Annotated in this window: 27 protein-coding genes; 17 read left to right on the forward strand and 10 right to left on the reverse strand. The window is 60.0% G+C overall.

Going from position 1 to position 24,661, the window contains the following annotated elements; translation table 11 throughout:
• The first annotated feature begins 187 nt into the window (after nucleotides 1–187).
• From hisB to ACW9IB_RS12485, 6 genes are all read left to right on the forward strand, one after another.
• On the forward strand, nucleotides 188–781 hold the full coding sequence (hisB, locus tag ACW9IB_RS12460) for an imidazoleglycerol-phosphate dehydratase HisB (RefSeq protein WP_017849940.1): 594 nt from the start codon (nucleotides 188–190) through the stop codon (nucleotides 779–781).
• Complete coding sequence (gene hisH / locus ACW9IB_RS12465) at nucleotides 781–1,419, forward strand: imidazole glycerol phosphate synthase subunit HisH (protein ID WP_457413870.1); 639 nt, start codon at nucleotides 781–783, stop codon at nucleotides 1,417–1,419. Before hisB ends, hisH begins: the two co-directional genes overlap by 1 nt.
• Nucleotides 1,420–1,677 (forward strand): DUF2164 domain-containing protein, encoded by a 258-nt coding sequence (locus ACW9IB_RS12470; RefSeq protein ID WP_457368181.1) that lies wholly within the window; start codon nucleotides 1,420–1,422, stop codon nucleotides 1,675–1,677.
• A 39-nt stretch (nucleotides 1,678–1,716) separates the two neighbouring features.
• On the forward strand, nucleotides 1,717–2,454 hold the full coding sequence (gene hisA / locus ACW9IB_RS12475; protein ID WP_457413871.1) for a 1-(5-phosphoribosyl)-5-[(5-phosphoribosylamino)methylideneamino]imidazole-4-carboxamide isomerase: 738 nt from the start codon (nucleotides 1,717–1,719) through the stop codon (nucleotides 2,452–2,454).
• Nucleotides 2,455–2,463: 9 nt separating this feature from the next.
• Nucleotides 2,464–3,234 (forward strand): imidazole glycerol phosphate synthase subunit HisF, encoded by a 771-nt coding sequence (gene hisF, locus ACW9IB_RS12480; RefSeq protein ID WP_457413872.1) that lies wholly within the window; start codon nucleotides 2,464–2,466, stop codon nucleotides 3,232–3,234.
• Between the two features lie 66 nt (nucleotides 3,235–3,300).
• Nucleotides 3,301–4,056 carry a substrate-binding periplasmic protein gene (locus ACW9IB_RS12485; RefSeq protein WP_457413874.1) on the forward strand — a complete coding sequence of 252 codons (756 nt, stop codon included), beginning with the start codon at nucleotides 3,301–3,303 and terminating at the stop codon, nucleotides 4,054–4,056.
• Here the strand turns inward: ACW9IB_RS12485 and ACW9IB_RS12490 are convergent.
• The 5 genes from ACW9IB_RS12490 to gpmI all read right to left on the reverse strand — a co-directional run bounded on the left by ACW9IB_RS12490 (nucleotide 4,009) and on the right by gpmI (nucleotide 10,621).
• Nucleotides 4,009–5,343, reverse strand: a complete 1,335-nt coding sequence (locus ACW9IB_RS12490) for a Vps62-related protein (RefSeq protein WP_457413876.1) — start codon at nucleotides 5,341–5,343, stop codon at nucleotides 4,009–4,011. The two genes, ACW9IB_RS12485 and ACW9IB_RS12490, sit on opposite strands and share 48 nt — an antisense overlap.
• A gap of 64 nt (nucleotides 5,344–5,407) precedes the next feature.
• Nucleotides 5,408–6,193: a divergent polysaccharide deacetylase family protein gene (locus tag ACW9IB_RS12495; RefSeq protein WP_457413878.1), complete on the reverse strand. Its 786-nt coding sequence runs from the start codon at nucleotides 6,191–6,193 to the stop codon at nucleotides 5,408–5,410.
• 1 nt (nucleotide 6,194) lies between these two features.
• A complete protein-coding gene (locus ACW9IB_RS12500; protein WP_457368176.1) occupies nucleotides 6,195–7,511 on the reverse strand; it encodes a S41 family peptidase in 1,317 nt (438 codons plus the stop codon).
• A gap of 31 nt (nucleotides 7,512–7,542) precedes the next feature.
• Nucleotides 7,543–8,838 carry a murein hydrolase activator EnvC family protein gene (locus ACW9IB_RS12505; protein ID WP_457413879.1) on the reverse strand — a complete coding sequence of 432 codons (1,296 nt, stop codon included), beginning with the start codon at nucleotides 8,836–8,838 and terminating at the stop codon, nucleotides 7,543–7,545.
• Nucleotides 8,839–9,094: 256 nt separating this feature from the next.
• Nucleotides 9,095–10,621, reverse strand: coding sequence for a 2,3-bisphosphoglycerate-independent phosphoglycerate mutase (gene gpmI / locus ACW9IB_RS12510; protein ID WP_457368174.1), 1,527 nt, complete (start codon nucleotides 10,619–10,621; stop codon nucleotides 9,095–9,097).
• A 151-nt stretch (nucleotides 10,622–10,772) separates the two neighbouring features.
• Here gpmI and ACW9IB_RS12515 point away from each other — a divergent pair, with 151 nt between their 5' ends.
• From ACW9IB_RS12515 to secB, 3 genes are read left to right on the forward strand one after another with little or no spacing between them, the layout of a single operon-like run.
• Complete coding sequence (locus ACW9IB_RS12515) at nucleotides 10,773–11,186, forward strand: rhodanese-like domain-containing protein (RefSeq protein WP_176997282.1); 414 nt, start codon at nucleotides 10,773–10,775, stop codon at nucleotides 11,184–11,186.
• Nucleotide 11,187: 1 nt separating this feature from the next.
• The gene (grxC, locus tag ACW9IB_RS12520) at nucleotides 11,188–11,442 is read left to right on the forward strand and encodes a glutaredoxin 3 (protein ID WP_010213876.1); all 255 of its coding nucleotides are present in this window, start codon (nucleotides 11,188–11,190) and stop codon (nucleotides 11,440–11,442) included.
• 42 nt (nucleotides 11,443–11,484) lie between these two features.
• On the forward strand, nucleotides 11,485–11,964 hold the full coding sequence (secB, locus tag ACW9IB_RS12525) for a protein-export chaperone SecB (RefSeq protein ID WP_457413880.1): 480 nt from the start codon (nucleotides 11,485–11,487) through the stop codon (nucleotides 11,962–11,964).
• Nucleotides 11,965–12,114: 150 nt separating this feature from the next.
• Here the strand turns inward: secB and ACW9IB_RS12530 are convergent, their stop codons facing one another.
• Complete coding sequence (locus tag ACW9IB_RS12530; protein WP_457413883.1) at nucleotides 12,115–12,570, reverse strand: tRNA (cytidine(34)-2'-O)-methyltransferase; 456 nt, start codon at nucleotides 12,568–12,570, stop codon at nucleotides 12,115–12,117.
• Here ACW9IB_RS12530 and ACW9IB_RS12535 point away from each other — a divergent pair.
• Entirely contained in the window at nucleotides 12,569–13,009 is a 441-nt protein-coding gene (locus ACW9IB_RS12535) for a hypothetical protein (protein ID WP_457413884.1), read from the forward strand. The two genes, ACW9IB_RS12530 and ACW9IB_RS12535, sit on opposite strands and share 2 nt — an antisense overlap.
• A 446-nt stretch (nucleotides 13,010–13,455) precedes the next feature.
• Here ACW9IB_RS12535 and ntrC read toward each other — a convergent pair whose 3' ends face one another.
• From ntrC to ACW9IB_RS12550, 3 genes are all read right to left on the reverse strand, one after another.
• Nucleotides 13,456–14,892: a nitrogen regulation protein NR(I) gene (ntrC, locus tag ACW9IB_RS12540; protein ID WP_457368170.1), complete on the reverse strand. Its 1,437-nt coding sequence runs from the start codon at nucleotides 14,890–14,892 to the stop codon at nucleotides 13,456–13,458.
• A complete protein-coding gene (gene glnL, locus ACW9IB_RS12545) occupies nucleotides 14,889–15,974 on the reverse strand; it encodes a nitrogen regulation protein NR(II) (protein ID WP_024072896.1) in 1,086 nt (361 codons plus the stop codon). Before glnL ends, ntrC begins: the two co-directional genes overlap by 4 nt.
• 372 nt (nucleotides 15,975–16,346) lie before the next feature.
• Complete coding sequence (locus ACW9IB_RS12550; protein WP_457413885.1) at nucleotides 16,347–16,883, reverse strand: chorismate mutase; 537 nt, start codon at nucleotides 16,881–16,883, stop codon at nucleotides 16,347–16,349.
• A 292-nt stretch (nucleotides 16,884–17,175) separates the two neighbouring features.
• On the opposite strand from ACW9IB_RS12550, the gene ACW9IB_RS12555 reads away from it, so the two are divergent.
• Complete coding sequence (locus ACW9IB_RS12555) at nucleotides 17,176–17,871, forward strand: LuxR family transcriptional regulator (RefSeq protein WP_457413886.1); 696 nt, start codon at nucleotides 17,176–17,178, stop codon at nucleotides 17,869–17,871.
• 1 nt (nucleotide 17,872) lies between these two features.
• Here the strand turns inward: ACW9IB_RS12555 and ACW9IB_RS12560 are convergent, their stop codons facing one another.
• Complete coding sequence (locus ACW9IB_RS12560) at nucleotides 17,873–18,553, reverse strand: acyl-homoserine-lactone synthase (RefSeq protein WP_457413888.1); 681 nt, start codon at nucleotides 18,551–18,553, stop codon at nucleotides 17,873–17,875.
• 451 nt (nucleotides 18,554–19,004) lie between these two features.
• On the opposite strand from ACW9IB_RS12560, the gene ACW9IB_RS12565 reads away from it, so the two are divergent.
• From ACW9IB_RS12565 to ACW9IB_RS12590, 6 genes are read left to right on the forward strand one after another with little or no spacing between them, the layout of a single operon-like run.
• A complete protein-coding gene (locus tag ACW9IB_RS12565; RefSeq protein WP_457368166.1) occupies nucleotides 19,005–20,273 on the forward strand; it encodes a beta-ketoacyl-[acyl-carrier-protein] synthase family protein in 1,269 nt (422 codons plus the stop codon).
• A 2-nt stretch (nucleotides 20,274–20,275) separates the two neighbouring features.
• On the forward strand, nucleotides 20,276–21,058 hold the full coding sequence (locus ACW9IB_RS12570) for a MaoC family dehydratase (protein WP_457413889.1): 783 nt from the start codon (nucleotides 20,276–20,278) through the stop codon (nucleotides 21,056–21,058).
• Between the two features lie 19 nt (nucleotides 21,059–21,077).
• Nucleotides 21,078–21,344, forward strand: a complete 267-nt coding sequence (locus ACW9IB_RS12575; protein ID WP_457368164.1) for an acyl carrier protein — start codon at nucleotides 21,078–21,080, stop codon at nucleotides 21,342–21,344.
• Nucleotides 21,345–21,379: 35 nt separating this feature from the next.
• A complete protein-coding gene (locus ACW9IB_RS12580; protein ID WP_457413890.1) occupies nucleotides 21,380–22,270 on the forward strand; it encodes a diiron oxygenase in 891 nt (296 codons plus the stop codon).
• On the forward strand, nucleotides 22,267–23,790 hold the full coding sequence (locus tag ACW9IB_RS12585; RefSeq protein WP_457413891.1) for a phytoene desaturase family protein: 1,524 nt from the start codon (nucleotides 22,267–22,269) through the stop codon (nucleotides 23,788–23,790). Before ACW9IB_RS12580 ends, ACW9IB_RS12585 begins: the two co-directional genes overlap by 4 nt.
• Complete coding sequence (locus tag ACW9IB_RS12590; protein ID WP_457368161.1) at nucleotides 23,787–24,629, forward strand: alpha/beta hydrolase; 843 nt, start codon at nucleotides 23,787–23,789, stop codon at nucleotides 24,627–24,629. Before ACW9IB_RS12585 ends, ACW9IB_RS12590 begins: the two co-directional genes overlap by 4 nt.
• Nucleotides 24,630–24,661 lie beyond the last annotated feature (32 nt).

Consider the following 24,661-nt stretch of genomic DNA (forward strand, 5'->3'; position numbering starts at 1 on the left):
AACACATGTATTGGCTGATACACCGCCTTCGCGAGCAAGCCCGCTCCCACACAAAGCAGTTCCCACACTTGTACTGACATGTCTATCCCCGACACTCCATCAGTCTTATCCCCTCCGATGTTTCTGTTTGTCGCCTGCGCCCCTATAATGGCTGCCTTTTTCGCCCAATGATTTTGCGGAGCTGGTGATGGCCGAACGTAAGGCGTCCGTCGAGCGCGACACTCTGGAAACCCAGATCAAAGCCTCGATCAACCTGGATGGCACCGGAAAGGCCCGATTCGATATCGGTGTACCTTTTCTTGAGCACATGCTGGACCAGATCGCCCGTCACGGGCTGATCGACCTGGATATCGTCAGCAAGGGCGACCTGCACATCGACGACCACCATACGGTGGAAGACGTGGGCATCACCCTCGGCCAGGCATTCGCCAAGGCCATCGGCGACAAAAAAGGCATCCGTCGCTACGGCCATGCCTATGTTCCGCTGGATGAAGCGCTGTCGCGTGTGGTCATCGACTTCTCGGGCCGCCCTGGTCTGCAGATGCACGTGCCGTACACCCGCGCCACCGTGGGCGGCTTCGACGTCGACCTGTTCCAGGAGTTCTTCCAGGGTTTCGTCAACCACGCACTGGTCAGCCTGCACATCGACAACCTGCGCGGTACCAACACCCACCACCAGATCGAAACCGTGTTCAAGGCTTTCGGCCGCGCGCTGCGCATGGCTGTCGAGCTGGATGAGCGCATGGCCGGGCAGATGCCATCGACCAAGGGCGTCCTGTAATGCAGACGGTCGCGGTTATCGATTACGGCATGGGTAACCTGCACTCGGTGGCCAAGGCCCTCGAGCACGTAGGCGCCGGCAAGGTGCTGATCACCAGTGATGCCAATGTGATTCGCGAAGCCGATCGGGTGGTGTTCCCCGGGGTTGGCGCGATTCGCGACTGCATGGCCGAGATCCGTCGCCTGGGCTTTGACAGCCTGGTGCGCGAAGTCAGCCAGGACCGCCCGTTTCTCGGCATCTGCGTGGGCATGCAAGCCTTGCTCGACCGCAGTGAAGAGAACGACGGCGTCGACTGCATCGGCCTGTTCCCCGGTCAGGTGAAGTTCTTCGGCAAGGACCTGCACGAAGACGGCGCCCACCTCAAAGTCCCGCACATGGGCTGGAACGAAGTCAGCCAGACAGTGGATCACCCGCTGTGGCACAGCATTCCGGACCTGGCGCGTTTCTACTTCGTGCACAGCTACTACATCACCGCCGGTAAACCGGGCCAGGTGGTGGGGGGCGGGCACTATGGCGTCGACTTCGCCGCCGCATTGGCCGAAGGCTCACGCTTTGCCGTGCAGTTCCACCCGGAGAAGAGCCATACCCATGGCCTGCAATTGCTGCAGAACTTCGCCGCCTGGGACGGGCGCTGGTAAATGGCCAAGAAGCCGAAGCAACCGATCCTGAACCTTGCGCCCGAGCAAGAGCGTGAGGCCACCCAGAAGATCCAGCGCTTCATGGAAGACCGCTTCGAGCTCAAGCTGGGCTCGTTCGAGGTCGCCGAGATTCTTGAGCTGTTCACCACTGAAATTGCTCCGCACTATTACAACAGGGCGATTTTCGACACGCAGACGCTCCTTAAAGAAAGGTTCGAAAGCCTCGAAAGCGACCTGTGGTCGCTTGAGAAACCCTGATTTCCCAAGCATTGCTGAATATCGAATAAGGTTTGCCAGATGCTGATTATCCCCGCTATCGATCTCAAGGACGGCGCCTGTGTACGTCTGCGCCAAGGCCGCATGGAAGACTCCACCGTGTTCTCCGACGACCCCGTGAGCATGGCTGCCAAATGGGTGGAAGGGGGCTGCCGTCGCCTGCATCTGGTGGACTTGAACGGCGCCTTCGAAGGTCAGCCGGTCAACGGTGAAGTCGTGACCGCCATCGCCAAGCGCTACCCGAACCTGCCGATCCAGATCGGTGGCGGTATCCGCTCCCTGGAAACCATCGAGCACTACGTCAAGGCGGGCGTGAGCTACGTGATCATCGGCACCAAGGCCGTGAAAGACCCGGCTTTCGTTGCCGAGGCCTGCCGGGCGTTCCCGGGCAAAGTGATCGTGGGCCTGGATGCCAAAGACGGTTTCGTCGCCACCGACGGCTGGGCTGAAATCAGCACCGTGCAGGTGATCGACCTGGCCAGACAGTTCGAAGCCGACGGCGTGTCTGCCATCGTTTATACCGACATCGCCAAAGACGGCATGATGCAGGGCTGCAACGTGCCGTTCACCGCTGCGCTGGCTGGCGCAACGAAGATCCCGGTGATCGCCTCCGGCGGCATTCACAACCTGGGCGACATCAAGTCGCTGCTGGACGCCAAGGCGCCAGGCATCATCGGCGCCATCACTGGCCGTGCGATCTACGAAGGTACCCTGGACGTCGCCGAAGCCCAGGCTTACTGCGACGCCTACAACGGCTGAGGACTGACCATGGCGCTGGCCAAACGCATTATCCCTTGCCTGGACGTCGACAACGGTCGCGTGGTCAAGGGCGTCAAGTTCGAGAACATCCGCGACGCCGGTGACCCGGTGGAAATCGCCCGTCGCTACGACGAGCAAGGCGCGGACGAGATTACCTTTCTCGACATCACGGCCAGCGTCGATGGCCGCGACACCACGCTGCACACCGTGGAGCGCATGGCCAGCCAGGTGTTTATCCCGTTGACCGTGGGCGGTGGCGTGCGCACCGTGCAAGACATCCGCAACCTGCTTAATGCAGGTGCCGACAAGGTCTCGATCAACACCGCTGCGGTGTTCAACCCGGAGTTCGTCGGCGAAGCCGCGCAGCACTTCGGTTCCCAGTGCATCGTCGTTGCCATCGACGCCAAGAAGGTTTCCGGCCCGGGCGAAACCCCGCGCTGGGAGATCTTCACCCACGGCGGTCGCAAGCCGACCGGCCTGGACGCGGTGGAGTGGGCAATGAAGATGGAAAGCTTGGGCGCGGGTGAAATCCTGCTGACCAGCATGGACCAGGACGGCATGAAAAACGGCTTCGACCTGGGCGTGACCCGCGCCATCAGTGATGCGCTGGGCATTCCGGTGATCGCCTCCGGTGGCGTCGGCAACTTGCAGCATCTGGCCGATGGCGTGCTCGAAGGCCACGCCAGTGCGGTGCTGGCGGCGAGTATTTTCCACTTTGGCGAATACACCGTCCCCGAGGCCAAGGCGTACATGGCGGCGCGCGGTATCGTCGTTCGTTAATCGCTGCTGGACACCATGGCAGGCGCGCGGCACTCTCTGCGCTTGCCATGGATTTCGGTACCTTTCATGTTCAAACACCTGCTGCTCTCACTCGCCGGTGCCTCCTTGCTGTTGGCAGGCACCGTCCGCGCCGAGGAACCGTCTGACGCCTCCGTGGTGTTGCTGACGGAAAACTTCCCGCCCTACAACATGGCGAAAAACGGCAAGAACTTCGCCAAGGACGAGAACATCGAAGGCATCGCCGTGGACATCGTGCGCGAGACTTTCAAGCGTGCAGGCGTTTCCTACAATCTCACTCTGCGATTTCCCTGGGAGCGTATCTACAAACTCGCCCTGGAGAAGCCTGGCTACGGCGTATTTGTGATGGCTCGCCTGCCGGATCGCGAAGCCCTGTTCAAATGGGTCGGCCCCCTCGGCCCGGATGACTGGGTGTTGCTGGCCAAGGCCGACAGCAAGATCCAGCTGGCCGACCTTGAGCATGCTCGCCGCTACAAGATTGGCGCCTATAAAGGTGACGCCATCGCCGAAACCCTGGAGAAGCAGGGGCTCAACCCGATTGTCGCTCTGCGCGACCAGGACAACGCACAAAAGCTGGTGGACGGTCAGATCGACCTGTGGGCCACCGGTGACCCGGCAGGCCGTTACCTGGCCCGCCAGGTCGGGGTGACCGAACTGAAAACCGTGTTGCGCTTCAACAGTGCCCAGCTCTACCTGGCGCTGAACAAAGAGGTGCCGGATGACCTGATCGCGAAGCTTCAGGCGGCGCTCGATCAGTTACGGAGTGAGGGTGTTGTCGACCAGATCATGGCCAGGTACCTCTAACACCGGTTCTGCCGCCGGAGTGTCGTCCTCGGGCTCGACGGCGGGTGCGGGCTTTTCCACAGGCGGCTCGCGCTCTGGCTGGATATTCGGCGCGGGCTCATCCCCGGGAAATTCACTCATATAGATATGATCGCCGTTGGTGTAGCTGAGGGTGGACGCCACTTGGCTGCCATCCTGGCGCAGCAAACGGTATTCGCTTTGGATCAGGTAGGCCACGACGGCTTTCCTGGCGGGCACGTAGGTGATGATTTCCAGAGGGGATGCTTCATTCCAGCCTTTGGCGGAGCGCTGGGTATGAGTGAAGGCCGGCTCCAGATTGGCCGAGAAGTTCATCGCCAGCGGACGGATACTCGCTGACCATGCTCGCCACATTGCTACGCGGCAGGTCGCTGCCAGCGCGATTGAGGAGTTGTCGGTTTCGCCTTTGGTCGCTGTCCACATGAACGGTTGGCTGGTGTTGGACGTGTTGTGCCCGAATCCGACGAACTGATGGCGGTCGATGCGCTCCAGTCGGTAGGTGGGCGAGGTGTGTAATTGCTCGGTTGCACGCAGTGCCGGGTCTTTTACGCAGAACCACGGCAATTCGCATACCTGGGGTGCCGGGGAGGTTTCTTCTGCGGTGGGCGCTTCATAACCGGTGAGGGGCGGTGGCGGAGTGGGTTCGGCCAGTTGGGCCGCAAATTTGAGACGCAGCGCGTAGGTCGGTTGATCGGGCCGGGCGTAGCGCGCGTTGCCAACGAAGGTGCCGGGCGCCAGGCAGATTTCGCCAGGCGCTGCGTCCGGCGGGGTGATCGACCAGGCACTGAAGTCTTCGGTGGCGCCGCTGCCGAAATCATTCCAGATCAAGTCGCCGGGCTGTGCACTGACGGTCAGGTCGGCGCGCACACAGCGTACGGCATTGCGCGAAGGCTTTTCATAACCGACGCCACACACCAGGCCCATGGCGACATACCCTTCAGGCGGCAGGGGCCGCCAGAGGGAAAAGTCGGTCCGTGCGCCCGAGCCTGTGTCTTTCCAGACCAACTGATAATCATCCGGCGAACGCAGGGCGGTGCCGCCGACTTTATTGGCGTCGCTGACCACCGCGACGATCTTTCGCTGGTTGATATTGAGGTAGCTGTCGGTGGCCACGTCGCCCAGCGGGAAAAAATGGCCCAGGGCGTCGGCAGCGGTGCTGGGTCGCCACAGGCTGACAGCTTTGTGCGCGCCAGAGCCCTGGTCGTTCCAGAGTGGCAAGAATTCGTCGGTAAAACTGATGAGCAGGTCGTTGTATTGCAGAGGCGTCATTCGAAGGCTCTCCTTGGGGTGGGAGAGGCAACTATCGAAGAAGGTCGCTCAGGCTGGGCGGTAGTTATCTACGCGCAGGCAGATAGGTTCCGTTTTTTCCGTGGGCAGCCATGGCCTGGTTACTGCGCAGGCTGATCATCAGCTTGATGTCGATCCAGTCCACGCCCTGGGCCTTGAGCTTGGGCAGCTCGCGTTCCAGCACTGCCAGCGTTTGTGGGTACGGATGGCCGATCATCACCGCCGAGCCCTGTTTGTGAGCCAGTTTGATTGCTGTCTGCAACTGCGTGGTGATGGCCGCTTCGGTGCGTTCGTCATCGAGGAACACGTCCCGCGAGACGTGCGCCAGGCCGATTTTCTGGGCCTCAGCGGCCGCGACGGTCTGCGCGCTGGTACGGCTGTCGACAAAGAACTTGTTGCGCCGTTGCAGCTCGGCCATCAGCCAGGCCATGGCCTCGGGCTGTGCAGTCATGCGGCTGCCCATGTGGTTGTTGATGCCGGCGGTGTAGGGCACGGCCTGGAACGCGGCGTCCAGGCGCTTGCCGAGCTCTTCGATGGGCAGCTCAGGGTGCCAGGCGAACGGGCCGGTGGCCGGGTCCATGGGCATGTGCAGGATCACGATCTTGCCGGCCTTGTGGGCTTCGCGGGCGAACTCGGCGGCGTGGGGGGTGTCGGGCATGATCGCTGTGGTCACCGGCCCAGGCAGGGCCAGCACGCGACGATCCCGGGGCAGGTTTTGCCCGAGGTCGTCGATGATCAGGGTCAGGTAGGCTTTGGGCGACTCGCTGGCGGGGGCCGCTTGAACGACCCCTGCCAGGCTGCACAGCACAGCGATGATCAGGGCAAAGCGCATATCAACGGCTGCGGGTGATGCTCAGGCCCTTGAGCAGGCTGAGTGCCTGGGCCAGTTGGTAGTCATCGTCCTGCGGCATCGGCTTGGCTTTGGTGCCGCTGCCGGTAGGCTGGTCGGCGCCGCCGTTGCCATTGCCCAGGTGGCCTTGCAGGTCCGCTTCCTTGTAGTACTCGCTGTCGGCCTCGTTGGTGATCTTGGCCTTGCGTACCTCAATGTCCGGCACGATGCCCTGAGCCTGGATCGAACGGCCATTGGGCGTGTAATACAGTGCGGTAGTGATCTTCAGCGCACGCTCGTTGTTCAGCGGCAACACGGTTTGCACCGAGCCTTTGCCGAAGCTGTTGGTGCCCATCAGCACGCCGCGTTTCTGGTCTTGCAGGGCGCCGGCGACGATTTCCGAGGCCGAGGCACTGCCGCCGTTGATCAGCACGGCCAGTGGCACGTTTTCGCTGAGGTCGTTGCCGGTGGCCGAGAAGCGCAGCTCGGAGTTGGCGATACGGCCCTTGGTGTAGACAATCAGGCCTTTGGTGATGAAGTGGTCGACCACTTCCACCGCTGCCTGCAGCACGCCGCCCGGGTTGTTGCGCAGGTCGAGCACGATGCCGCTGAGTTTCTTGCCGTTGTCCTTGCGCAGCTTGGCCAGCGCCTTGGCCACTTCGTCACCGGTCTTGACCTGGAACTGGGTGATACGGATATAGCCGTAGCCCGACTCCAGCAACTGGCTCTTGACGCTCTTGACCGTGATGGTGGCGCGGGTCAGGGTCACATCAAACGGTGTGCCGCCATCGCGTACCAGGGTCAGGGTGATTTTCTGGCCGACCTTGCCGCGCATCTTGTCGACGGCTTCGGTCATGGTCTGGCCGCGGGTCGGCTGGCCATTGATCTTGACGATGAAGTCGCCGGCCTGGATGCCGGCCTTGGACGCCGGGGTGTCATCGATCGGCGAGACGACCTTGACGTTGCCGTCTTCGGAGCCGACTTCGATGCCCAGGCCGCCGAACTCGCCGCTGGTGCTTTCCTGCAGTTCGGCGAAATCTTCCGGGCCCAGGTAGGCGGAGTGCGGGTCGAGGTTGCTGAGCATGCCCTTGATGGCATTTTCCAGCAGGGTCTTGTCATCTACAGGTTCGACGTAGGCGGCCTTGATCCGGTCCATCACCTCGGCGAAGGTGCGCAACTCGTCCAGTGGCAACGGTGCCTTGGTGGTCGCGGCCGTGGCGGCGGGTGCGGCTGGAGCGGCCTGGTCGGCGACAGCCAGGGGCGCGCCGATCACCAGGGCGATCGTCAGGGCCAGCGAAGTGAGGCGGGACAAATGCAGCATGTCGAACGAACTCCTAATGTAGATGCGACCCTTATCCTTGGGTGCGACACCATTGTGCGGGATCGCTCGGGCGACCCTGCTGACGAATAGCGAAGTACAGCGCCGGGGTGTCCTGGCCACCACTGTTTCCGACAGTAGAGATGGATTCACCGGCTTTTACCACATCACCTGCCGACTTGAGTAACGTCTGATTGTGGCCATAAAGGCTCAAATAGCCATTACCGTGGTCAAGAATCACCAGCAAACCGGCACCCCGCAGCCAATCGGCAAATACCACACGCCCACCGTGAACGGCATGGACCTGGCTGCCGGCGGAGGCGCTGATCATCACCCCATCCCACTTGGCGCGGGTGTCATCGCCGCGGGTTTCCCCAAAGCGTGCCAGTAATCGACCATCAACGGGCCATGGAAGTTTGCCCCGGGCTGCAGCAAAAGGCCCGCCGAAGGATTCACCTGCGCTGGAAACCAGCGGGCCGGGAGCCGCATGCGCCGGTTTGCGCGGCGTCGGAGCGTCGGTGGTGGCAGCCAGTTCGGCTTCACGCTGACGCTTTTTTTCCGCTTCCTGCTGGGCGATCAGCGCTTTTTGTCGCGCTTCCTCGGCCTCGCGTGCCTGGCGTGCCAGGGTTTCTTCGATGGTCTTGAGGACCTTGGCCAGGTCAGCCTGGTCCTGCTCGCGGGCCTGTAGCTTGGCGTCACGGGCCTTCACGTCGTCATTGAGCTTGGCCAGGGCCAGTTGGCGCTCCTTGCGGACTTTGTCCAGCTCGTTGCGCTGGGTGTCGAGGGCGACTTTCTGATCTTGCAACTGGGACTGCTGGTTGGCGATTTCCTGTTCTACATTGACCAACTGGCGCAGGGTCTCGTTGAAGCTTTTCAATTGCTCCAGGCGGGCTTTGCTCAGGTAGTCGTAATAGGTCAGGGTGCGCGCGAATTTTTCCGGATTCTGCTGGTTGAGCAGCAGCTTGAGGTATTCCTGGCGGCCGTTCTGGTAGGCGGCGCGAGCCTGGATCGCGATCAGGCGTTGCTGTTCAACGCGTGCGCTCTGGAGTTTTTTTTTCTCAGCGTCGAGTCGCTCCAGTTCCGACTCGCTCTTCTTTAGTTCTTTTTGCAGCTCCTGGACCTGCTTCTCCAGCTTGCCCATCTCGGTTTCCGTACCGCGCAGGTCTTTTTGCACGCCGGACCTCTCTTCCTGGAGCTTGCCCAGCAGCTTTTTCAGCTCGGCAATGTCCTGACGCGTGGCGTCCAACTGTTGTTGGGTTTGTGCGCGCTCGTCGGCAAACGCCGGTTGGAGCAGGCAGACAAGGGCAAGGGTAATCAAGGCGCGAAGCATAGAGGCGGGCGACACCAGGGAAAGGGACGGCCTAGTATGCCCGGCAAGCGCTGCAAAAAAAACGCCCAATTCGGGCTGGAAGGCAAGTTAGGCGCTGAGTGGCGAGGGTGTGGCAAAAAGACAGACTCAAAAGCGCCTCTCAACCTTGTGGGAGCTGGCTTGCCTGCGATGCGGACACCTCGGTGTTTCAGGGAAACCGAGTTGATGCTATCGCAGGCAAGCCAGCTCCCACAGGGGCTCGCGGTGCTTTTACGGGTTAGACCAGAATCGAAGTACCGGTCATTTCCACCGGCTTCTCCAGCCCCATCAGTTTCAGCATGGTCGGCGCCACATCCGCCAGTACGCCGCCTTCACGCACTTTCAGGTCGCGCTTGCCGACATAGATGAACGGCACCGGCTCGGTGGTGTGGGCCGTGTGGGCCTGCCCTGTGGACTCGTCGGACATCTGCTCGCAGTTGCCGTGGTCGGCGGTGATCAGTGCTTCGCCGCCGACTTTTTCCAGGGCATCGACGATACGACCGACGCACGTGTCCAGGCATTCCACGGCCTTGACCGCGGCCTCGAGGTTGCCGCTGTGGCCGACCATGTCACCGTTGGCGTAGTTGACCACGATCACGTCGTAACGCAGGTTGTCGATGGCGTCGACGATCTTGTCGGTTACTTCCGGCGCGCTCATTTCCGGTTGCAGGTCGTAGGTGGCGACTTTCGGCGAGGGGATCAGGATGCGCTCTTCGCCCGGGAACGGCTCTTCGCGACCGCCGGAGAAGAAGAACGTCACGTGGGCGTATTTCTCGGTTTCGGCGATACGCAGCTGGGTCTTGCCGTTTTTGGCCAGGTAGTCACCCAGCACGTTGTCCAGGCTGCCAGGTGCAAAGGCCGCCGGGGCAGGGATGCTGGCGGCATACTGGGTCAGGCCCACGTACTGCACTTTTGGCTGGCGGGTGCGTTCGAATTCCTTGAAGTCGTCTTCGACAAAGACCCGGCTCAGCTCGCGGGCGCGGTCGGCGCGGAAATTCATGAACACCACGGCGTCGCCGTCTTCCACTTTCACCGGCTCACCGATGGTGGTGGCCTTGACGAATTCATCGCTCTCGCCACGGGCGTAGGCGGCTTCCAGGCCGGCCTGGGCGGTGGCGGCGTTGAACTCGGCCTGGCCGTCGACGATCAGGTTGTAGGCCTGGGATACGCGGTCCCAACGGTTGTCACGGTCCATGGCGAAGTAGCGGCCCACCAGGCTGGCGATACGACCTTTGCCGAGGGCGGCGAACGTGGCGTCCAGCAACTCGATGGACGATTGCGCGCTTTTTGGCGGGGTGTCACGGCCATCGAGGAAGGCGTGCAGGTAGATCTTGTCGGCGCCGCGTTTGAAAGCCAGTTCGGCCATGGCGACCAGGTGGTCCTGGTGGCTGTGGACGCCGCCGTCGGACAGCAGGCCCATGAAATGCACGGCCTTGCCGGCTGCGACTGCTTTATCGACCGCCGCGCAGATAGTCGGGTTCTCGAAGAACTCACCGTCGCGGATGGCTTTGGTGACACGGGTGAAATCCTGGTACACCACTCGTCCGGCGCCGAGGTTCATGTGGCCGACTTCCGAGTTGCCCATCTGGCCGTCCGGCAGGCCCACGTCCATGCCGGAACCGGAGATCAAGCCGTTGGGCACGGTGGCGGTCAGGCGGTCCAGTACAGGCTTTTTGGCCGAGTACACGGCGTTGTCGTGGTGGCTTTCACTGTGTCCGAAGCCATCGAGAATTATCAGGACCAAAGGTTTAGGCGTGGTAGTCATAGATCCTCTCGCGGCGGTAATAAAGGAAGACAATTGAAAAGGGAGTGGCAGTTTAAAGCGAAGTTCCGACGACGTCACCGCTTTACGGGGGTTGGCCCCCCCTGACGGCTGTGTATACTTACCGCCATTTTAACGCCCTGGAACCTCCTTGATGGTCGATCACCTGATTGCATTTGCCACTGCCCACTACCTGCTCGTGGGTGCCTTCGTCATCCTGCTGGCGCTGCTGATCGCTCACGAATTGAGCCGCGGTGGCCGCAGCCTGAGCACGGCGGAGCTGACCGCGCTGGTCAACAAGGATGAGGCCGTTGTCGTGGACATCCGCCCCGCCAAGGAATTTGCCACCGGCCACATCGTCGGTGCCCTGAACATCCCGCAGGACAAGCTGATCGCCCGCCTGGCCGAGCTGGAAAAACACAAGGCCAAGACCATCATCCTGGTCGACGCCCAGGGCCAGCATGCTGGTACCCACGCCCGCGAAATGCTCAAGACCGGTTTTACCGCCGCCAAACTGTCGGGTGGCATCAGCAGCTGGCGCGCCGATAACCTGCCGCTGGTGAAGTGATATGAGTCAGGTTGTCGTGTATTCCAGCGATTGGTGCCCTTACTGCATGCGGGCCAAGGCCCTGCTTGAGAAAAAGGGCGTTGCCTTCGAAGAGATCAAGGTCGACGGCAAACCCCAGGTGCGTGCCGAAATGGCCCAGAAGGCGGGGCGCACTTCCGTGCCGCAGATCTGGATCGGCGCCAAGCACATCGGTGGTTGCGACGACCTGTTCGCCCTGGAGCGCGCCGGTAAACTCGATGCGCTGCTGCTCGTCTGACTCCTAAACCCTAAAAGACCCCAAGATCAAGAAGGATCTGCGATGACTGACCAACAGAACACCGAAGCAGCAGAAGCCCAATCGCCACAGTTCTCGCTGCAGCGCATCTACGTGCGCGACCTGTCGTTCGAAGCGCCGAAAAGCCCGGCCATCTTCCGTCAGGAATGGACCCCAAGCGTTGCCCTGGACCTGAACACCCGCCAGAAAGCCCTGGAAGGCGATTTCCACGAAGTGGTGCTGGCCCTGTCCGTCACCGTGAAGAACGGCGAAGAAGTGGCCTTCATCGCTGAAGTGCAACAGGCCGGTATCTTCCTGATCCAGGGCCTGGACGAAGCGTCCATGAGTCACACCCTGGGCGCGTTCTGCCCGAACATCCTGTTCCCGTATGCCCGTGAGACCCTGGACAGCCTGGTCACCCGTGGCTCGTTCCCTGCGCTGATGCTGGCACCGGTGAACTTCGATGCCCTGTACGCTCAAGAGCTGCAGCGCATGCAACAGGAAGGTTCGTCGACGGTTCAATAAGTCGACGCGGTAAAAATGTGGGAGCGGGCTTGTGTGCGAGCTGGCTTGCCTGCGATAGCATCAACTCGGTATCACTGATAAACCGAGGTGCCTGCATCGCGGGCAAGCCCGGCTCCCACACAAGCCCGCTCCCACATTTGTTTTGCGGTGTTATTTGAAGCCGAGCTGGCGCCAACCTTCATACACAGCAACGGCTACGGTGTTGGACAGGTTCAGGCTGCGGCACCCTTCGCGCATCGGCAAGCACAGGCGATGGCCATCGGGCAGGGCGTCCAGCACTTCGGCCGGCAGGCCACGACTCTCGGGGCCGAACAGGAAGGCGTCACCCTCGGCAAAGCTGACATCATGGAAAGGCTGCGAGCCCTTGGTGGTGAACCCGAACAGCCGTGGGTGGCCCAGGCTTTCCAGGCAACTTGCCAGGTCTGCGTGGCGTTTGAGCGTGGCGTACTCGTGGTAGTCCAGCCCGGCGCGACGCAGGCGTTTGTCGTCCATGTCGAAGCCCAGGGGCTCGATCAAATGCAGGTGGCAGCCACTGTTGGCACACAGCCTGATAACGTTGCCGGTATTCGGCGGAATTTCTGGTTGAAAAAGGATGACGTGAAACATGCACGGCTCCGAAGGCAAAGATGCGCTGCATTCTACCCCCGAAGAGGACCCAAGACCGAAGCTTATGCCTCGGGTCATGGGCTCTTTGGCAATTGTCGGTCTGATGGTGGGGCTGATGATCGGTCGCCTGACCACCCCGGACCCGGTCGCGTTGCAGCAGATTGAAACGGCGGCGGATGGATTGGTGGTGTGGTTCAACAGCGAACCCAAGCTGCACGGCGAGCATATCGACGGCACCGTGGCGTTGCTGTTCGACGCGCAAGGCAAAGCCGTCAGTGGGCAACTCAAGGTCAATCAAAAGGATGTGAACTGGCGCGTGCGCAAGACCGACGGCGGCTTGCTGCTCAACCTGGTGGCGGCGCGGCCATTGCGCGGTGAGTGGAACGGTGAAAAGGCCGATGGCCGCTGGCGGTTGGAGATCCATCTCCGGGAAGAATAAAAGAGGGAATCCCCGGCCTGCCTGTACCAAGGTTCCCGAAACGGGCTGGGGCCATGGGCAATGCGCCGCATAAGCCCCGGGTGTAAAGAAGGGAGTTCCCGGCCTGCCTGTACCAGGGCTCCCAAAACGGGGTGAAGCCGCAACGGGCTTCGGTGTTAAAGAGGGGATTCTCGGCCTGCCTGTACCAAGGTCCCCGAAACTGGGTAGTACTGGAGTTATTGCAGGGCGCGTGCCAGAGTTGCCAGGTTGTGTCGAAAAATTTCTCAAGAAAGCGCAAAGCCCCGGAATACGGGGCTTTGGTGTTTTTGGCTTTCAAGATTTTTTCAGCTGCGCTGAAGTTTCAGGTATTGGATCCGTGCCCGATGCCAGTTCATGGTGCATTGAAGCGGTGCACGGTATTCGGGTTCTGCGCCGATCCCACACTGGATCTTCAGTGAGGCTGAGATTCAGGCTTCGTCACCCTCGTCGTCATCCCCACCATCGACCTTCATGCCCAATTCCTTGATCTTGCGCGTCAAGGTGTTGCGCCCCCAGCCCAGTAGCACGGCAGCGTCGCGGCGTCGGCCGGCGGTGTGCTTGAGGGCGGTTTCGATCATGATCCGCTCGAACGCCGGTACGGCGCTGTCCAGCAGGCTCGATTGACCGCGTGCCAGCGCCTGGTCGGCCCATTGGCGCAGCGCCTGTTCCCAGTTGGTCACCGGTGCCGAATCCTGCGGCAGGCTCAGCAGTTCCGGCGGCAGGTCGCTGATATGCACTTCGCGCCCGGACGCCATCACGGTGATCCAGCGGCAGGTGTTCTCCAGCTGGCGCACGTTGCCGGGCCACGGCAGGTTCTTCAGGTATTCCTCGGTCTCGCTCTTCAACAGCTTCGGCTCGACGGCCAGCTCTTGTGCGGCGCGGCTGAGGAAATGGCGGGCGAGGGTCGGGATGTCTTCGCGACGGTCCGACAGCCGCGGGATATGAATACGGATCACATTGAGGCGGTGGAACAAGTCTTCACGGAACTTGCCCGCATGCACCAGGGTTTCGAGGTTCTGGTGGGTCGCCGCGATGATGCGCACATCGACCTTGACCGGTGTGTGCCCGCCGACGCGATAGAACTCGCCGTCCGCCAGCACGCGCAGCAGGCGAGTCTGGGTGTCGGCCGGCATGTCGCCGATTTCATCGAGGAACAGCGTACCGCCGTCGGCCTGCTCAAAGCGGCCACGGCGCAGGTTGGCCGCGCCGGTGAAGGCACCTTTTTCGTGGCCGAACAGCTCGGACTCCATCAAGTCCTTCGGAATCGCCGCCATGTTCAGCGCGATGAAGGGGGACGCCGCCCGTGGGCTATGGCGGTGTAGCGCGTGGGCCACCAGCTCTTTACCGGTACCCGACTCACCGTTGATCAGCACCGTGATGTTGGAATGGCTCAGCCGCCCGATGGCGCGAAACACTTCCTGCATCGCTGGCGCTTCACCGATGATTTCCGGGGTGCGGGTCAGGGTTGGCGGGGTCTCCTGGCTCTGCTGTTCCTGGGCGTGCTGGTTCGCGCGCTTGACCAGCGCCACCGCCTCATCCACATCGAACGGCTTGGGCAGGTATTCAAAAGCACCGCCCTGGTACGACGCCACGGCGCTGTCCAGGTCGGAGTGTGCGGTCATGATGATCACCGGCAGGCGCGGATGCTGCTCACGGATCCGGGCCAGCAGGTCCAGGCCACTGGCGCCGGGCATGCGGATATCGGAAATGATCACATCAGGCTGCTGGCGCGCCAGGCGACTCATCACGCCATCGGCGCTGTCGAAGCTCTGGGTGGTCATGCCTTCCTGTTGCAAGGCTTTCTCGAGGACCCAGCGGATAGAACGGTCGTCATCGACGATCCAGACAGTTTCACTACGGCTCATGTCGATGGGGCTCCTTGTTCCAGAGGCAGAAAGATCGAGAAGGTGGTATGGCCGGGATGGCTTTCACATTCGATCAGACCCTGGTGCTGGCTGATGATGTTCTGGGTAATGGCCAGGCCCAGCCCGGTACCGTCCGGACGGCCGCTGACCATGGGAAAGAAGATGGTTTCCTGTAGTTCCGCAGGAATGCCCGGGCCGTTGTCGATGATTTCGACCTTGGTCACCAGGCGATGACGCACGTGCCCGATGGTGAACTGGCGCAGAGCGCGGGTGCGCAGGCTGATGCGGCCCAGGCGCAGCTCGTTCTGGCTGCTGATGGCCTGCATGGCGTTGCGCACGATGTTGAGTACAGCCTGGATCATCTGTTCACGGTCGATCAACACGTCGGGAATGCTTGGGTCGTAGTCGCGCACCAAAGTGATGCAGCCCTGGCTTTCGGCCTCCACCAGTTGGCAGACGCGCTCCAGTACCTCATGCACGTTGGTCATCGCCAGCGAGGGCAGCTTGTTGGAGCCGAGCATGCGGTCCACCAGGTTTCGCAGGCGATCGGCTTCCTCGATGATGACGTTGGTGTAGTCCTTGAGGTGTTCGTCCGGCAGCTCGCGGGCCAGCAACTGCGCTGCGCCACGAATCCCGCCGAGGGGGTTCTTGATCTCGTGCGCCAGGCCGCGTACCAGCATCTTGCTGGTTTCCTGCTTGGACAACTGCGCCTCCTCCTTGGTGATGCGCAGCAGGCGATCACGGGGGTGCACTTCCAGCAGCAACAGCGTGGCGCCGTTGCTCAGAATGGGCGTCACGGCATAGTCGACGGTCAGGGTCTGGCCGGTAAGGGCGGTGAGCATCGCTTCACGTTTGGTGAACGGATGGGCCTGCTCCACGGCCTGGCGCAACGAGCTCAGCGCTTCGGCCGACTCGGTGAACAGTTCGCTGATGAATTGCCCATGGCTACGCTGGCCACTGATGGCCAGGAGCATCTCCGCCGCCGGGTTCATGTACTCCAGACGCAGGTCGTCATTGAGCAGAATGGTCGCGGTGGTCAGGTTGTCGAGTAGCAAACGGTGCAGTGCATCGCTGATGGTCATCGGGACCTCTTTTGGAGCAAGGCGCGGGCTTGAGGCGCACGCTGATGCAAGGAAAATGCAAAAAACAAACCAAGGCTCCGAAAAGAAGCGCGCACGCCCTGAAATGGGGGTTTTTGGCGCGAAACTCTGGCGTTTTGCCAGCTTGCTCGGGAAGTTTCGAACCAAAATGGGCTGAGCAGATGGGAAGGGTGCAGCCCATCGCACCAATATAGTGCGATTTTGTGAAGGTTGTTCAGGATGCAGGAAATTACGCTGAATCGCCTGGAAGGATGTGGGCAGTGTGGGAGCTGGCTTGCCGGCTATAGCGGTGGTGCATTCAAAACCGCTATCGCAGGCAAGCCAGCTCCCACATTTTGATCGGGTTTGCAGGCTTCAGCCTTTGTGGATGCACAGCTCGGCGGTGGCGCGGATCATTGCCAGTTGGCGCAGTGGATCGTTCAGCGGCTGATGTACGGCTTGGGCGAGCCATGCGGGGCACTGCGGGTCGGTGCGTTGCGGGGTGAAGTCGGCCAATTGCTGCAGCAGGCGTTTTTGCAGTTCATCCAACTGCGGGCGTATTTGCTTCACAAGGTCCGGCCGTGGAGCGTCAGGTGCCTTGCCTTGCAATGCCCAGTCGGACAAGTGGGTGTACTGCACCAGTTTATTGGCTTCGATCTGCGCCGAAAAAAACTGCTCGGCGGCGGCTGGGTCCAGTTTGTAGCTCGGCGCCTGGGTTTTCACGCTGTTGATGACGTCCTGTTCCCGCGGGCGGTCTTCCACGGCCTTGTGACTGTCCCATTTGCTCAAGGCCACCTGGTCGGCGATGGTCAGGCGTTCGGCGATGCTGCCGAGTAAAGGCGCGAGAGTGGGCGGAGCAGCAAACGCGGTGGTGCTGAAGAGCATTAAAGCGAGTATGAGTCGAGTGGCCACGAATTTTCTCCATAGAAGCGCAACACCTTATCTTGCCTTGCAACCAGGTAGCTATCAAATAGAAGACATGGTCATCATCATTGATTTCAATTTGATTAACTCGACCCATTAATTTCAGATAAATCCTACGCTTGACTTTTATTGACGGGTATTTAGTATGCGTAAATTGCGCGGTCGGAAGCCGGCTGAGCACATCGCGCTAAATCTAATGCCCCCTCCCAAGGTTGAGTGATTATCTCGCGGTTCCAGTATGTAATGACGAGCTCATAATATGGAAAGCAGAAATAACTTCATGGATCGCTCCCTGGTTGACGATACTCATTTGCGTAACGAGCTTGAATTTCTGCTGGGAGACCTGCAAGGCTTAAGTTATGCTTATTTCGCTGTTCCCCGTAATCGCGAAGTGCCACCTCTGGTTATATCTAATTATCCGGAAGCGTGGCTGAAAACGTATAAAGAGGGCAGCTATCACTTAGTGGATCCTATTATTCAGCATGGCCTGAAGTGCTGTGCGCCTTTTTCCTGGAGTGATGCGCGCCAGGCAATCGCCAGTGAAAAGAGTCAGGAATTATTAAGAAGATCAAGCCAGTACGAGATATCCTCTGGCGCAACTTTTATATTGCATGATGCCAGTGGCATGTTCAGCTCCTTGAGTTTGTCCAGTGGTGGACCGCAATCCGAAGTTGATCGGCTTATGGTGGGCCAGCAGGCGCGCTTACAAATGGCACTGATTCATTTCCATCATCGATTGCTAAGTCTGAGAACACTCGATGAGTTGTTTTTTCGCGCTCAGAGCGGGCCGTTGTCGGTGAAGGAGCTGGAGGTGCTCAAGTGGGTGATGATGGGCAAGTCCTACCGGGAGATCGCGCTGATCTGCGCGATCTCCGAGCGGACGGTCAAATTTCACATGTCCAACATCTCCGAGAAGCTGAACGTCTGCAATGCCAAACAAGCGGTGTATGAGGCTCAGCGCAAGGGCATTCTCTGACTCAAGCGCCGCAGCGTCGTTGCCTGTCGAACAAGGGCTCGTGCCAGTGCAGGCGGCGGGGCCACTGGCTTGCCTGATCCCATGGCAAGCGGTGCTTGCGTTCGATGTTGAGCAGCAGTCTCTGGCGGTTGAACTCGTTCACGGGCATGTTCAGCAGTAACACCTTTTCTCCCGGCGAGGCCTCGCCGCTGTCCAGCACGTCGTAATGCCAACCGGCGTTGCGCACGATCCGCCCCATGGCATTGCTCACCACCGTGATGATCGAGTCCAGCCCACTGCTGGCGGCGTAATTGTGCATGCTGAAAAGCAACATTTCGGTCAATGGCATGTGACCCAGGTCCAGTGCGCGAGAGCGAGTCTTGTCGACAAAAAAACGGCTGGATTCGGCCATGCGCGCATGTTTGGGGGGGGCAATACGGAAGAAGTCTCTAAAGGGACCTTCCACCATGTAAGGGTTTAACGTATTGATCAGGCGAAGACCTGCTAATGGGATCCCATTTATAGCGCCGATCAAATAGGTCGTCTGTTCGTTGTCGTACTCATCGAATTCGAGGCCACCACTGATATTAACCTTCCAGTTCATACGATCGGCGAACACTTGTTTACGTAAACTATATAAGTCAGATGCCCAGGCGTGGGGCGTCGCACTATATTCGAGCACGTAGAATTCCACTATTTCCATAGTATAAATACTCTAGTTTGCAGTGTTGAGCGCAAAAAGGGGGCTTTTGCCTGTGTGTGATTCTGAGCGTGAGGTTTTCAGCGGATAGAAAGCATTTTGCTATTACTCAGGCATCAATGCCTGTCAATTGGCAATCTGTACTTTGGTGCAGGTTCGAGATTTATTATTTAGTTCTGTCCCGTTGGTTGTCACCTGCACTTAGATACAGTTGTATTGCTGGAAGGGCTGCGACAAATTATCCCCAGCGGCGCTTCAATGTTGCGCCACTCACACCCCGAAAGTTTTTAAAAGTAAAAGTTTGTGAAGTCTGGCTGCACAATTTGTGTAGCTTGAGCCTCAACTTTTACATATGCCCGAACATGCCATCGGAAGTCTGAGTAGTCAGCGCAGGCTTGCACTGCTCACTATTTTGCAAGGCATGCCCAGCCAAGACATCGAAACAGGTAAGAACATGAAAGAGTTCGCTTCTTCAGAACCGCGTCGGGTCGTTGTAACCGGTTACGGGGCTATTTGCTCGCTTGGCCCGAATGTCGACGCCATCTGGGACGCCATGATGGATTATCAGGTCGGATACCGTCGGCACAGCTTTGACGATCCCAGTATCCATGCCCGTTATTTCGGTTTCATCGAAGATTTCGGTCGCGAGGCGATGCGCCCGTTTCCGAAGAAAATCTCCAAGATGTTGCCGCTTTTCGCCAAATACAGCCTGGTAGCGACCCATGAAGCGCTGCAAATGGCGTTTGGTGACACACCGCTGGATGAGGTGGTCTCGCCCTTTGATCGCGGTGTGATTCTGGGGACCGGCTGGGGTGGGCTCGATACGGCCAACAGCAATAACAACGAATACCGTGAGCATGGCATCTCGACGTCGTTTGCGACGGTTATGTCGATGTGCAACGCCGCGACTGCCGGCATCACCATGAACTGGAACATGCGGGGTATCCAGAACAGCCCGGTGGCGGCCTGTGCAACAGGCACCATTGCCATTGGTGAAGCCTATGAGGCGATCCGTGGTGGCCGCGCCAAAGTGATGATTGCGGGCGGCAGCGAGTCGTTGAAGGAGCAGTTCAACGTCTGGTCGGTTGATGTGATGCAGGCGTTGAGCAAGGAGCAGGAAAATACTCGCCTGGCCTGTTGCCCGTTCAGCAAAGGCCGTAGTGGCTTCGTGCTCTCGGAGGGTGCGGCGGTGCTGTGCCTCGAAGAGTACGAGTCGGCGCGGGCGCGCGGCGCGCGGATTCTGGGGGAGATCACCGGTTACGCCAACTATTCGGACGCCTACGACATGACGGCTCCGGCCGAAGACATGCAGGCGCGGGTTCGGGTGATCAATGACGTCTGCCGCCAAGCCGGTGTCGAAGCGTCTCAGATCGATTACGTGAACCTGCACGGTACGTCGACGCCGCTCAACGATGTCAACGAAACCCGCTCGGTCAAACTGGCGCTGGGCGATGCCGCCTACGGCATCCCGATGTCCAGCACCAAGTCCTATACCGGCCATTTGATCGGTGCCGCAGGTTCCGTGGAGGCGATCTTCTGCCTCAAGGCCATCGCCCAAGGGACGATCCCGGCGACTATCCATATGGATGAGGCCGATCCCGAGTGTGACCTCAACTACGTGCCTAACGAGCACTTGCATGGGCAAGACCTGAACAATGTGCTGAACCTGAGCTTCGGCTTCGGTGGTGCCAACGCCGGCATCATGCTGCGCAAGGTGGTCTGATCATGCAGCTGCAATTTGGAGCCGAGCAGATCGAAGCCTGGGCGGACCTCTCGGGTGACCGTAACCCGATTCACTTCGACCGTGAGGCGGCACGCCAAATGGCCGCTGACGATATCGTGGTCCACGGCATGCTCACGATGCTGCCCATCAAGCACCACATGGGGCGGGTCAATCAGGTTCTGCCCGAGGAGTGGGTGCAATTCAAGGCGCTGCTCAAGGCGCCGGTGCTGCGTGACAGCCAGGTCGCGTTGTCGACTCGTGAGCGCAGCGACAGCACCGGCTTCAAGTTGCAGCCCAGCGTGGGCGGCGGTGAGCATGTCATTGGACATGTGCGCAACGTCGAGGCGCCGTTGTGGCTGTCCAGTACTCCTGGCTTTTCGCTGGCGCGCGATGAGGTCACGGCCTGGCTCGCAGCGTTTCGTGATGACGTCGGTCGCGGAATGGATGATTGGGTGGCACTCGATGCGCTGATCTTTTCCTACTTCATTCGACACCACCTCGACGTGGTCTTCGAGCGCCTGTCTCCACAGTTTCGCCAGCAAACCCGGCTCGACCGGCTGGAGGACCTGACGAACCACCTGGTGGTGCAGACCAGCCACCAGATCACCTTTTGTTCGTCGTTGCGTTCGCTTGACGAATTGCCAACCGACATTCGCTGTGAAATCGACAACATCACCCTGATCGAAAGCCCCGGCAAAGCCGTGGGCACGCTCGATCTGGGGGTGCACGTCAATGAGCGCCACGTCATGACCATCACGCTTGGCCTGATGGCAAAAACGATTTAACCCACGAAGGAGCTGTGCAATGACCACTGTATCTGAAGTATTTGCTGTTGTTCGCGATCTGATTCTGGAGCTCAAGGATGTCGACGAAGATGCGGTAACCCTGGATACCAGCATCGAGTCGATGGAGCTCGACAGCCTGGATTTCGTTGAAATGCAAGTCGTGGTGCAGAAGAAGATCGGTTTGGCGCTGGACCCGGATTCGTTCGCCAGTCGCAAGATCGCCACGCTGCGTCAGCTGTGTGAGTTCGTGGTCGAGCTCAAGGCATCGGCGGCCGTCCCTGCCTGATCGGCAGATTCTCAGTTACGCAGAGGAGCAGGGGAATGTCCAAGCAGACACTCACCATTTCAAAGGCAAGGGAGTCCAAGGTCCGCAAGCTGAGTGCCGTCTCGCACCACAGGACCATGGACCACGCAACGGTGCTGCCCTGGGACCAAGAGATTGATCTCAGCCTGTACCCCAAGAACCCCGATCATCTGTGGATCAACGGTACACGGTTTATCGAGGGCTTGAGTGACGCACAGAAGCTGGAACTGGCATGGCTGGAGACGGGGCGTGATATCTCCATGTTCATCTGGCTGGAGCAGACGATTCCGCCGTTGTACATGGGCTATGTCACTCAGTTTCACGAGACTATCTCCGAAGACCTGCAGGAGTATCTGATGGTCTTCTCCAAGGAGGAGATCGTGCACACCCTGACATTCAAACGGTTCATGGCAAAGGCCGGGTTGCAGTTGTGGAAGCCGCCGGTCGGCCTGTTCGAGTTGCTGACGGTGACGTTGCCGAAGATGGAGCCGGCGGTGGGCGTGCTGTTCACGCTGCTGATCGAATGGGTGGCGGAGTTGGGGGCGATGCACACTTCCCAAGGCACGGGCATCGAGCCGATGACCCGGACCATGTTTCGTGAGCATCACCATGATGAGGCGCGGCACATTGCCTTTGGTCGCTGGATCAGCGAGTCGTTCTTTGAAACGGCGAGTCCTGAAGCCATCGCGCAGGTGCGGGCCATGGCGAGTCGGATCATGCCGGTGCTGATCGACATGTTTACCTACAACCCGGAAATCGCGCTGCACACCTCGTTCACATTTCCGGTCGCCCCGGATGACAAGGCGCAGATCGAGGAAGTCTGGCGCTCCGCAAGCAACGCCAAGCTCAATGACGAGCGGTTTGCCGAGATCTACGCCTGGGTCGACAAGCTGGGGTTGCGCCAATGAGTGACGCCGATTGGGACGCGATCTTTGTCGGTGCGGGGATCACCAGCCTGGCCTGTGCGGCCATGCTGGTGAAGCGTAATCCAGGCATTCGCCTGCTGATGGTGGATAAGCATATCGTCGTCGGCGGCTATGCCTCCACGTTCAGCCGTCCGAAGCAAGAGGCGGTCTTCGACTGCAGCCTGCACAAGCTCAGCGGCATGGACGAGGAGGGCAACCTGATTCGTATCCTGCGCAGTCTCGGGTTGGAAGAAGCGCTGGACCTGGTTTACCCCCAGGACTATTTCTGTGCCTACCAGAACGGGACTGCGTTGGCGCTGGCCAATGACGCGGACGACGTCGAGCGTCAGTTGACCGAGCGCTTCGCTCACCAGGCCGAGGCCATTGCGACCTTTTTCGAGCATGTTCGGACCTATGGTCGCAACGGTTATTACCAGTTCCAGATGATGGACGGCACGTTTGAGCCGGACATGGCTCAACTGCGTTTCGCCCATCGAAACCTGAAGCACAAGACCGTGCGCCAGGCGCTGGCGGAGCTGTTCGACGATCCCTATCTGATCGAAATCCTGGCGGCGCCCGGCATCTATGTCGGTGGTTACTCCGAAGACCTGGGTTACTTGTATTACCTGCATGTGGTGTACGCCACGCTCAACCGTGGCAATGCCTATGTCCGCGGTTCTTCACAGCATTTATCCAACCTGTTGGCCCGACAGGTCGAGCAGGCGGGTGGGCAGATCCAGCTCGGTACGCGGGTCGAGGAGGTACTGACCGACGGGCAAGGCAATGCCACCGGTATCCGTACCAACCGTGGCGTATTCCATTCGTCACGGGTGTACATCAATGCCTCCCCGCACTACGCGGTACAGCATTTGTTCGCGGCGGATGTGGAGCTGACGGCTACCCGGGAAAAACTCACGGCGTTGAAGCCGGCACGTTCTACCACCACGGTCTACCTGGTGACCGATGTGCCACCGGCGCAACTGGGTTTGCATCACAGTGAGTCAATGATGTTCGCCGCTGAGCCGGCAGCCGCTGCCGAACTGCGCATAGAGGCCGAGCGCAGCGGTTATGAAGCGTCGCTCAGTGAGCGGGCGTTCTGGGCGATGTCACCGGTCGAGGTCACCAACTACCACGCGCTGGACCCTGCTGCGGGCCAGGTCGTGTGTATCAACGTGCTCGACTCGATCGGCCATTGGCCGCAGCGTCGGACCGAGGACTATCGCGCCAAGAAGAAACGGGCCTGCGACACGCTGGTTGAGCGTCTGTTGGAGCATGTGCCGGGGTTGCGTGGACATATCCTGCATACGGAAGTGGCGACGCCGCACACCTATGTGAAATTCACCAACAACACCGACGGCTCTGGCTACGGCGCGATGGTGGGTACCGATCTCAAGGGGCACGTGTTCCATCATGGCTTTCCGGTGCAGGGCGTGCAGTTTCTCAGTGCCTGGGTGGCTGGTCCCAGCTATGAGGCCGCGTTCGGCTATGCCGAGATGAAAGCTCGGCAGTGGAGGCGTGCATGAGCAGGGGCGCGCCGCCACCGAACGGGTTGGGCAGTGTCCTGTCCAGGCTGTTTATCCGGGTGATGTTTCGCCAGGTGCAGGGCTGGAAACGCGAAGTGCCGGCGCGCGCGACAGGTTTCGTCGAGGTGGCGCGCGACGGCAGCCGGCTCGAAGGGACGACGCAGCGCACCGATGTGATGCAGCCCCGGGGCGTGGTGATTTTGTGTCATCCGTTTCTCAAGTACGGCATGCATTACTTCTTCGAAAACAGGTTCGATCAGGTGATTCTCGAACAGGGGTATCACGTGGTCACGTTCAACTTCAAAGGCTTTGGTGGCAGCACCATCGGCGGGCGAGCGTTTGCCGAGGATGTGTTGGCGATCGCCAGGAAGGTCTCGCGGGACAACCCTGGCTTGCCTATCCATCTGATGGGCTGGTCATTTGGTGGATACCACGTGGCCCATGCGCTGGCACAGGACGCGACGCCCTTCACCTGCGCAGTGCTGGACAGTGTGCCGGTCTCGATGCGCAGTTACTTCACGCGCGGGCCGCTGCGCTGGGTCATGCGCTGGCTCAGTGCCAGTCGCCTGGCGGTACCCACCGGAACCTGTGCCATCGACCACTCGCTGCAAGGTGTACGGCATCTGCCGATCGCCTACCTCTATGGCCGCAACGACCGCTTTATTGACGAGGCCGGCGTCACGCAATTGCGTCGATGTTGCGAGGCGTTGCATGTGGTGGGTTTTGACGGCTGCAACCATCTGGAAAACCACAAGAAGCATCGAGACCGTTACTTCGAGGAGATCTTTGAGTTCTTCAGTCGTGCGGAAACTCGGAAAACCGTTTTGCCGGTGGTGTAACGGCAAAGTGCTTAACAGGCTGAAGGATCTAT

It is taken from the genome of Pseudomonas sp. SDO524_S393 (genome assembly GCF_054071875.1).

Coding starts and splice junctions, on each gene's coding strand:
- hisH (WP_457413870.1), top strand. CDS start 781: ATGCAGACGGTCGCGGTTATCGATTACGGCATGGGTAACCTGCACTCG.
- gpmI (WP_457368174.1), bottom strand. CDS start 10,621: ATGACTACCACGCCTAAACCTTTGGTCCTGATAATTCTCGATGGCTTC.
- ACW9IB_RS12580 (WP_457413890.1), top strand. CDS start 21,380: ATGTCCAAGCAGACACTCACCATTTCAAAGGCAAGGGAGTCCAAGGTC.
- ACW9IB_RS12530 (WP_457413883.1), bottom strand. CDS start 12,570: ATGTTTCACGTCATCCTTTTTCAACCAGAAATTCCGCCGAATACCGGC.
- ACW9IB_RS12505 (WP_457413879.1), bottom strand. CDS start 8,838: ATGCTTCGCGCCTTGATTACCCTTGCCCTTGTCTGCCTGCTCCAACCG.
- ACW9IB_RS12590 (WP_457368161.1), top strand. CDS start 23,787: ATGAGCAGGGGCGCGCCGCCACCGAACGGGTTGGGCAGTGTCCTGTCC.
- hisF (WP_457413872.1), top strand. CDS start 2,464: ATGGCGCTGGCCAAACGCATTATCCCTTGCCTGGACGTCGACAACGGT.
- ACW9IB_RS12560 (WP_457413888.1), bottom strand. CDS start 18,553: ATGGAAATAGTGGAATTCTACGTGCTCGAATATAGTGCGACGCCCCAC.
- ACW9IB_RS12555 (WP_457413886.1), top strand. CDS start 17,176: ATGGATCGCTCCCTGGTTGACGATACTCATTTGCGTAACGAGCTTGAA.
- grxC (WP_010213876.1), top strand. CDS start 11,188: ATGAGTCAGGTTGTCGTGTATTCCAGCGATTGGTGCCCTTACTGCATG.
- hisA (WP_457413871.1), top strand. CDS start 1,717: ATGCTGATTATCCCCGCTATCGATCTCAAGGACGGCGCCTGTGTACGT.
- ACW9IB_RS12575 (WP_457368164.1), top strand. CDS start 21,078: ATGACCACTGTATCTGAAGTATTTGCTGTTGTTCGCGATCTGATTCTG.
- ACW9IB_RS12490 (WP_457413876.1), bottom strand. CDS start 5,343: ATGACGCCTCTGCAATACAACGACCTGCTCATCAGTTTTACCGACGAA.
- secB (WP_457413880.1), top strand. CDS start 11,485: ATGACTGACCAACAGAACACCGAAGCAGCAGAAGCCCAATCGCCACAG.
- ACW9IB_RS12585 (WP_457413891.1), top strand. CDS start 22,267: ATGAGTGACGCCGATTGGGACGCGATCTTTGTCGGTGCGGGGATCACC.
- ACW9IB_RS12570 (WP_457413889.1), top strand. CDS start 20,276: ATGCAGCTGCAATTTGGAGCCGAGCAGATCGAAGCCTGGGCGGACCTC.
- hisB (WP_017849940.1), top strand. CDS start 188: ATGGCCGAACGTAAGGCGTCCGTCGAGCGCGACACTCTGGAAACCCAG.
- ACW9IB_RS12470 (WP_457368181.1), top strand. CDS start 1,420: ATGGCCAAGAAGCCGAAGCAACCGATCCTGAACCTTGCGCCCGAGCAA.
- ACW9IB_RS12535 (WP_457413884.1), top strand. CDS start 12,569: ATGCACGGCTCCGAAGGCAAAGATGCGCTGCATTCTACCCCCGAAGAG.
- ACW9IB_RS12485 (WP_457413874.1), top strand. CDS start 3,301: ATGTTCAAACACCTGCTGCTCTCACTCGCCGGTGCCTCCTTGCTGTTG.
- ACW9IB_RS12500 (WP_457368176.1), bottom strand. CDS start 7,511: ATGCTGCATTTGTCCCGCCTCACTTCGCTGGCCCTGACGATCGCCCTG.
- glnL (WP_024072896.1), bottom strand. CDS start 15,974: ATGACCATCAGCGATGCACTGCACCGTTTGCTACTCGACAACCTGACC.
- ntrC (WP_457368170.1), bottom strand. CDS start 14,892: ATGAGCCGTAGTGAAACTGTCTGGATCGTCGATGACGACCGTTCTATC.
- ACW9IB_RS12495 (WP_457413878.1), bottom strand. CDS start 6,193: ATGCGCTTTGCCCTGATCATCGCTGTGCTGTGCAGCCTGGCAGGGGTC.
- ACW9IB_RS12515 (WP_176997282.1), top strand. CDS start 10,773: ATGGTCGATCACCTGATTGCATTTGCCACTGCCCACTACCTGCTCGTG.
- ACW9IB_RS12565 (WP_457368166.1), top strand. CDS start 19,005: ATGAAAGAGTTCGCTTCTTCAGAACCGCGTCGGGTCGTTGTAACCGGT.